The following is a 6,252-nucleotide window of genomic DNA, read 5'->3' on the forward strand; positions in this document are numbered from 1 at the left end:
TCCTTTTCTACTTGTCTTCTTTCAAATTCAAGTATAAGAAATTCAGGTGTTTTTTTCTTGCTTCAGGTGGCTAAACTAATTTTACAATTTGCCATGATATTTTAACTATATAAATGAAATTATTTCTGAAAGTCTTTGGCTAATTCTAAGATTTTTCTAAAGCGATGATTCACTGCGGACTTACTCAATATAGGATCATGCATTTTCCCCAACTCCATTAAACTCGCCTCAGGATAATCAAGTCTAAGTTGAGCCAGCTTAATGTAACTTGTTGGTAACTCATCATTTTCCGCTAAGTCTTGAATCGCTTTGATAACTTGTTGAGAAGCTTCTACCGTCTTACTGATATTCGCTGATTGAAAATTCGATTGACGATTGGCCAATCCTCTCATCTCATGCACTATCTTCTGGTTTTCAAACTCTAGCCTAGAACTCATTGCACCAATCAAAGTAATAAAATCAGCAATCTGCTCAGCTTGGGTGAGATAGGTCAAGTAGCGTCCTCTTTGTTCTGTCACCTTTGCTTCAAGCCCATAATTTTTCAGCAAACTCATTAGGTCTTGAGCGTGCTCTTGATAAACATTTCGAATAGACAACTGATAATTTGGTTTTTCAATATTACTGATCGTACCAGAAGACAAGAATGCCCCACGGAGATAGTCTGCTTGGAGCAATTCATCTTCCTTAACAATTTCAGGTATTCCAGAATCAAGCATAAGTGAGTCAGCTATAGCTAATTCTGAAAGGAGATCTGATACATTTTCTTCAAGAAAAACATTGTAAACACGATTTTTTGAGAGGTTTGATTTTTGGTAAACCTGTAACTCTGCTCGTAGCTCAAAAAGTTCATTTAAAGCCTTATAAATGTATTGAGCAATAGCTGAGTTCTCAGTTGGTATTGAGAGAGTGAGCTGTCGGCCAATGCCTAGACTACCATTCATACGTACAAGTGCCATTAAGGTTCCAGTGGTTGCAGGCATCAATGTTAGTTCCTTTTTAAGTTCCGAGCTAAAAGTCATTTGTTACGATACTCATTGATTCTAAGAATTTCTTCACATACTGCTTTCCCATTGTGGAAGGCACCCCCATTACGTAATTCTAGAAAATTGTTGGTTATAATTCGTACGCCTTCTTTCTTAAGACCTTTGAAATCGTGCGTTACCTGCACCAGATACTCATCAAATTTATTTGAATTCATATATTCTTTAGGAACAGGTTCTCCATTGATCAAAACCGTGTCAATGAATTTCATTTTGAGATGCTCATGTAAAACTCGGACATGGTCAGAATCAGAAAAATGCTCAGTTTCTCCGCGCTGAGTCATAATGTTGCAAACATAAATTACTTTAGCTTGAGTCTTGCGAAGAGCTTCCCCTATCTCAGGAATTACTAAGCTTGGCAAGATTGAAGTGAAAAGAGATCCAGGTCCCAACACAATAGTATCAGCATCAAAAATAGATTGAACCACGTTTCGAGAAGCAACAGGGACTTTCCCCGTTGCCGTTTCCTCCACGTAAACATGATCAATCAATCCCTTATGTTCAGCAATGTGAGACTCACCTTCAATATCAAATCCATCTTTAAATACAGCATGTAAGGTTAAGGCTTTCTCGCTGGCAGGATATATTTTCCCATCCGTATGGAAAAATTGTGTCAACATTTGAATGGCATTGTAAGTTGAACCACGCATCTCAGAAACTCCTGCAATTATGAGATTTCCTAGTGGATGTCCTGAAAGTGGACCATCTGCTTCATTAAACCTGTATTGGAAAATTTTCTCATAAAAGCGAGGCATATCTGACATGGCGATGAGAACATTTCTCAAATCACCAGGTGGTACGATATCAATAGCTGAGCGCAACTTACCAGATGAACCACCATCATCAGCCACTGTCACAATTGCGGTAAGTTCAACATTTTCCCTGCGTAAAGAATTAAGGATTACTGGAATTCCCGTGCCGCCACCAATTACAACTATCTTGGGCTTTTTCATATTTTACTTCCTTATCGTGAATGCTTAAGAACGATTAACTGTTTCCTTACGTTTATCCTTGTCTCGATGAAACACATTAACATGCCAATCAGGCTTCAAGGCTTTGTAAACTCTCTCGGCAAAAGCAACAGAGCGATGTTGCCCTCCCGTACAACCAAATGCTATAGTCAAAACTGACTTTCCTTCTTTTTCATAAGCTGGCAAGAGAGGAACTATGAGATTCATCAGTTGTATATAGAATAACTTTGAGGCGTCATTATCCATTACATAATCATAAACTGCCCGATCCATTCCTGTCAAATTTCTCAATTCTGGATTATAGTAGGGGTTTGGTAGAAAACGAACATCAAAAACTAAGTCAGCATCAAGCGGGATCCCATACTTGAAGCCAAAGGATATCACTTCAATACGATAGGTATTACTCTGGTCACCTGAAAAAATTCTCTGAATCTCACCACGTAGCTGTCTCGGTGAAAGATAGGAAGTATCAATGATATAATTTGCTAAGCCTTTGAAAGGATCTAAAATTTCTCTTTCCCTCATAATTCCACTCAAGGTCGGTTCCTCTTGAGCCAATGGGTGGCTACGGCGAGTTTCCTTATAACGAGCGACTAATTCTTCATCACTAGCATCTAGAAAAAGAAGCCTAAAATTAACACGACTATCGTCAACCAAATTTACCACAATCTCTTGAACATGATCAAAAAAAGTACGACTTCGCATATCAACAACTAAAGCTAGCTTATTGATACTTCCAGAATCTTTTGCTATGAGCTCAACAAATTTTGTAATCAAATTGGGTGGCATATTATCAACGGTAAAGTAGCCTAAATCCTCAAAAGATTGAATCGCAACCGTCTTACCAGCCCCTGAAAGCCCTGTAATGATCACAAGATTTAATTTTTCTGACATTAAAATACCTCTCTAATAATCGCTTTTTCCTCAGCAATGACTTTGGAAGTGAACTCACCTATTGTCATTTTTATAACTGGGCCTTCAGGTCCATAAACACCATTGTTCTCTGAGAGGATTGGATCCAAGATCTCGACTCTGAAATAAGGTTCTCCGTTAATGCGGAAGAATTCCTTTAAATTGATAATTCTCGCCATCATATTTGGATGAAGCTGAATATTCATATGTGTAGGTTCAGGTACTTCAACCTCAAGATTTTCCTGACCAGGTGCCTTATAGACAATCATTTCATATGAGGAATGAGAGCTGATAAAGTAAAAGAGTGCTTGGCGGGCTTCATCCGTCAAAGTGACCAACTCTTCAATAACAAACTTATCATTATCAAAAGAATAGAGCAAATAACCTTCATTTCCTGCCAGAGCAACTTTTGGCTGGCTACGAAGTTTAAAGTAGTATTCCCATTGTATCTTAGTTCTTCTCAGTGATCCCAAACTCTGATCTTTTTCATGAATATTTTGTAAATAAGTTAAGGCGTCATCAAGGCTTAAACGCGTAATTTTAGCTTTACTTCCTTTTGGAAATTCAGCCATCCTTATCTTATAAATTTTTTCATAAAAAGCAACTTTATAACCAAATTTCTCATAGAATTTTGCAGAAAAAGGTTCCAAATAAGAGATAACTGTTTTTCTTTTATACTCGTCTTGAAGAATTTTAGTCATCAGGTAACGAACAAGTCCCGCCCCACGATATTCCGGATAAGTGGACACACAACCAATTCCTGCCATTTGAACGATTTGATCCTTCCAAAAAATCTCAAAATTCAAGTCTAAAATTGATGAAGCTATCTTTTCACCAACTCTTTCAAAGTAAGGAGTTGAAAATTCTAAGGCTGTTTCGAAAACGCTTGGCTTAATAATCCGAGATCTTGGGAAACAATATTCTGTAATTTTTCTGAGTTCTCTCAAGTCATTTTCATTAATGTCATCCATGAATTCTCAGGCCTTTCGGATAATTATTTTTAAGCATTCCATCAACATACTTAGAAAAGCCAAAGCCATGACCATCTGACAGCAAATGGGTCCAACCATTTGGAAGATTCTTGTCTTTGATTATAGGATTACCTTTGGCGTACCCAATGACTTCTTCATCAGTTAGTTCAATTTCTTGCTTTGAATCATTTTTATTGAGAGCTATCCCTAATGCATAACTTGGCTCAAAGCGATTTTTCTTGAAAACTCCAATGTGGAGACCATTTCTTGCAATTCTTAATTTTGATAAATCAGGTAGACTTTCTGGCAAAAGAAAGAGATTATCACCAAAAGCTTGAAGTATGCCTTTGGGTTCAAAATTCAAACTTCTTGTACGAAAAACTTTCCAAAGCTTCAATTGCTCTGAGTTTAGGTTTGACTTCACCATCCTAAACTTACTCTTCTTTACCAAGCTATCATCATTATTGCGAAAACGGGCAAGAAATTGTCCCTCTCCCTTGAACTCAAATGGCCAATATTTCTTCTCAAATTCAAGTGCTAAGTTTGGATATTCATTTAGCAACCAAGCAACCATTTCTTCATCTTCCTCAGGCGACCATGTGCAAGTCGAGTAAACAATTACACCCGTTGGTGCCAACATTTTCATCGCCTCAGAAAGAATTTTCTTCTGACGACTGACACATTCTTCAACATATTTTGGTGACCAATAAGACATTGCATCTGGATCTTTACGAAACATCCCTTCACCCGAGCAAGGTGCATCAATAACAATCATGTCAAAGAATGCAGAAAATACATCTGCCAGTTTATCCGGACTCTCGTTCAAGATAATATTATTGCGATTGCCCCATCGTTCTAGATTTTCAACTAAAATCTTGCTTCTTTTTGTTGAAATATCATTTGAGACCAGAAGTCCTGTATTTCCGAGATAAGAGAGTAAATGTGAAGACTTACCTCCAGGTGCAGCACAGAGGTCCAGTACACGCATGTCTTGTTCTGGCCTGGCAATCTGACCAACCATCTGGGCTGCTGGTTCTTGAGAGTAAATCTCTCCAACTAAAAATTCTTTAGATTTTCCAGAAATTTTGCCATAATAACCAAAATCAGAATCTTCGATTTTTTCTGCTTCTACTTCTATTTTTTTCAAAGGATTCACACGAAAAGCAGAGATGGGTATTTCATCAAAAGTTTCAACAAATCTTTGAAAATCAGATTTGAGAATTTTTTCATATTTTTTACTAAATTCAATTGGAAGCTTCATTATTAGAATTATAACAGAAAAAGACCCTCATAAGAAGTTACTGTAAAACAAAAGCCATAATCTAATAGTTTTCTAAACCCTAAAAATATACTATTTAAAATTACCAATTCAATAGATCTGTTAACTACTGCCTCTAAAATAATTTCCGTTAGAAAGAAAAGTTTAAAGACATAATTAACTAGAAATTTGAATCGAATAATCTGATCTAAATTTTTTAATAACGATTTGGCTATGATGATGGTGATTATGTGTAGATTTGCATTTAATTATAGTGGCTCAATAGTAACTGTGAAAATCGGGTAATTCTGAAATAGAATTTGAAAAAGATATTGGAAAGTTAAAAAATAAATGTTTGATACTTTAGATGTTTATTTTTTCAATTTTCCTAAATACTTTTCATTCTAGAGTCCAAAGCAGGTGTTATTGTGGAAACACCCAATTTATAATTTTTTACTCCATCTGCCAAGATTATAGTTTAAACCCATACTGTCACTTTTTGAGGATTGGTTGTCACGAGACGCAGCACTTGATGAAAAATCTGCAGGAAAAGTAACTGTCATATAATAATTCCCATCAGATAGACTCTTTAAGGCTGTATTTCTAGAGACAAACTTATAACCTAAATCTTTTGTTGCCTTCATTTTCTTAATCACTTGATCTCTTAAATCAAGCATCTTCCCTTCTAATTTAGACAATTTGTCCAAATTTTCAACAGAAACTGAGAGCACTTCAATTGACCATATGAATTTCATAAAGAGTCAAGGAAAACAAAGTTATATATTGCTGGAATCAATGCCAGTGCGATCATAGCAACAAAAAAAATCTATTACGTATGGCTTTAAATTCTTTTTTTAGCATTCAACATCCCCTAATTGAGATATTATTTATTATAAAACTCAGTTCTGAGAAGATATAAATCTTTACATTTCATTTTCATAAGATTTGTTATTTAGGCAACCATGTTGAACATTGTGTCTAATTTATTGATTTAAATTTTAAATTATGGCAAATTGCAAATTTAATTTAGCCACCCCGATACATCTGAAATGGTGTCTGATACTTGAACATTTTTCTTGGATATTGATTCATCCAAGTCT

6 protein-coding genes are annotated in these 6,252 nt (G+C 35.8%); all 6 read right to left on the bottom strand.

The window, feature by feature from the left end; all coding sequences use genetic code 11:
- Window positions 1-119 precede the first annotated feature (119 nt).
- A complete protein-coding gene (whiA, locus tag HNQ37_RS08140) occupies window positions 120-1,019 on the bottom strand; it encodes a DNA-binding protein WhiA (RefSeq protein WP_183541187.1) in 900 nt (299 codons plus the stop codon).
- A complete protein-coding gene (locus HNQ37_RS08145; RefSeq protein WP_183541190.1) occupies window positions 1,016-1,993 on the bottom strand; it encodes a YvcK family protein in 978 nt (325 codons plus the stop codon). The genes whiA and HNQ37_RS08145 overlap by 4 nt, the downstream gene beginning before the upstream one ends.
- 24 nt (window positions 1,994-2,017) lie before the next feature.
- A complete protein-coding gene (gene rapZ, locus HNQ37_RS08150) occupies window positions 2,018-2,905 on the bottom strand; it encodes an RNase adapter RapZ (protein ID WP_183541193.1) in 888 nt (295 codons plus the stop codon).
- A complete protein-coding gene (locus tag HNQ37_RS08155; RefSeq protein ID WP_183541196.1) occupies window positions 2,905-3,894 on the bottom strand; it encodes a GNAT family N-acetyltransferase in 990 nt (329 codons plus the stop codon). Before HNQ37_RS08155 ends, rapZ begins: the two co-directional genes overlap by 1 nt.
- Window positions 3,887-5,155 carry an RsmF rRNA methyltransferase first C-terminal domain-containing protein gene (locus HNQ37_RS08160; RefSeq protein ID WP_183541199.1) on the bottom strand — a complete coding sequence of 423 codons (1,269 nt, stop codon included), beginning with the start codon at window positions 5,153-5,155 and terminating at the stop codon, window positions 3,887-3,889. The genes HNQ37_RS08155 and HNQ37_RS08160 overlap by 8 nt, the downstream gene beginning before the upstream one ends.
- Before the next feature lie 440 nt (window positions 5,156-5,595).
- The gene (locus tag HNQ37_RS08165; protein ID WP_183541203.1) at window positions 5,596-5,907 is read right to left on the bottom strand and encodes a YhgE/Pip domain-containing protein; all 312 of its coding nucleotides are present in this window, start codon (window positions 5,905-5,907) and stop codon (window positions 5,596-5,598) included.
- Between the last annotated feature and the right edge of the window lie 345 nt (window positions 5,908-6,252).

The organism is Lactovum miscens (assembly GCF_014202895.1).
GTDB lineage: Bacteria > Bacillota > Bacilli > Lactobacillales > Streptococcaceae > Lactovum > Lactovum miscens.